The 1607-nt window shown below is 45.7% G+C and carries 2 protein-coding genes; both read left to right on the top strand.

Going from position 1 to position 1607, the window contains the following annotated elements:
- Nucleotides 1-187 (top strand): hypothetical protein (locus BLV85_RS15555; RefSeq protein WP_218132865.1); only part of this gene is annotated, 187 nt, incomplete at its 5' end.
- Nucleotides 188-235: 48 nt separating this feature from the next.
- The gene (locus BLV85_RS14675) at nucleotides 236-1567 is read left to right on the top strand and encodes an IS701 family transposase (protein WP_090415952.1); all 1332 of its coding nucleotides are present in this window, start codon (nucleotides 236-238) and stop codon (nucleotides 1565-1567) included.
- Nucleotides 1568-1607: the final 40 nt, after the last annotated feature.

The following is a 1607-nucleotide window of genomic DNA, read 5'->3' as shown; positions in this document are numbered from 1 at the left end:
AACTAAAGTTTCACGCTTTTTTTATGAGCCGATGATTCAATTCTCTGGAATTTTTGGCTTAGCGGGGTTTTTTCTTGAATGGCAAGATAGCGCTGATATTAACCCTGTTTCTAGTGGGGTAAAAATCAAAATTTATCCTTTAAATACAATAAGATATAATTACGACGACGCACAGTTTTTGTTATAATTTCATCTGCTAAGTAATTGAAACCAATAACAAAAGAGGCGCCGCCGCATGGTCATTCTACGCAATATTCTCTCTCCTCTCCAGCAGGAATTTAACCACCGTTGCAAAGGTGATGAACGAGGTGCCTGGTTTGTTTATACGCTCCTGGCTGTTATCACCCATTTCACTTCTTCACGCAGCGCTAACCTATTGCGATGCTTACAGACATTGTTCGGGTTGTCGCTTAGTCAGCGCCGATTTTACATCTTCATGGCCTCATCAAAGTTACCTTGGTCACGCCTTTGGGCGACGTTGTGGTCTCTGATACCCAACCCGGCGACAAAAGGACGGCTGTTACTGGCCCTGGATGACTACATCAATCCCAAGACTGGCAAAAAGATTTTCGGTTGTGCGCCTTTCTTTGACCATGCTGCCAAGATCAACCAATCGAAATACCCCTGGTCACAAAATATTGTGTCCATCGGTTTGCTAAAAATGGTCAAAGGCCGCTGGGCTTGCTTGCCGCTGGCATTTCGTTTTTATCACATGAAAAAAACCATTGCAGCCAAAAAAGTCAGGATTGATGGCAAGATACCACCGTTTCAAACCAAGTTTGAGCAGGCCATTGAAATACTGCCGGAAATTGCTGCAACTTTTCCTGGCACCCCATTGCTGATCGTTACCGATAGCTGGTTTGGAAACGATGGCTTGCTTAAGCCGATGCGCAAAACCGTTGGACAACACAGCCATATGCTTTCCAGATTGCGTGTCAACACCACCTTGTTTGCGCTACCACCCGACCACCAGAAACATCGGCCCGGCCGATCCAGAAAGTATGGCGATAAGATGGGCAATGCCACAACGCTGGCCAGTGAATTCCATGAACGTGCCACCACTTATTCGATTAACCTCTACGGCAAACAACGCGACGTTCTGGCTTTTGACAACATCATGATGTTGAAAACACTCAAATGTGCCGTACGCATTGTTTGGGTCTATCGAAGATCACAATGGGTCGCGCTCTTTACCACCGACCTCGATCTCACCGTCGAGCAGATTATCGAATACTATGGCGCACGCTGGAAAATCGAAGCCGGCTTCAAAGAGATCAAGCAGGAAATCGGTAGCTCAAAAAGCCAAACCCGAAACTGCCATGCCGTTACCAACCATCTCAATTTCTGCATGATGGCCACCACCATAACCTGGATATACGCCGATCACTTTGATAAAACACCGCAGCGTTGTTACGCTGTTAACAATCGAAGCCACTTCGCCTTCTCCGATGTCAGAAAACTGATTACTCAGGCCGCGCTCAATAAGGATTTTGTTAGCTTTTGCCCTGGATCAGGCAAACCCAAGCAAAATTCTTTTATCGATGCTTTATTGCGGATGGTTGCTTAAGGAAGAATGTAAAGTTTAGATCAAAACGGTGAAACTTCAG

Origin of the sequence: Nitrosomonas halophila (assembly GCF_900107165.1) — a bacterium.
GTDB lineage: Bacteria > Pseudomonadota > Gammaproteobacteria > Burkholderiales > Nitrosomonadaceae > Nitrosomonas > Nitrosomonas halophila.
Note: the sequence above shows the minus strand (reverse complement) of the source record. Positions and strands in the feature narration are given on the sequence as shown.

What these genes read in the sequence shown, in the direction of transcription:
- BLV85_RS14675 (WP_090415952.1), top strand. Translation starts at nt 236, where the DNA reads ATGGTCATTCTACGCAATATTCTCTCTCCTCTCCAGCAGGAATTTAAC.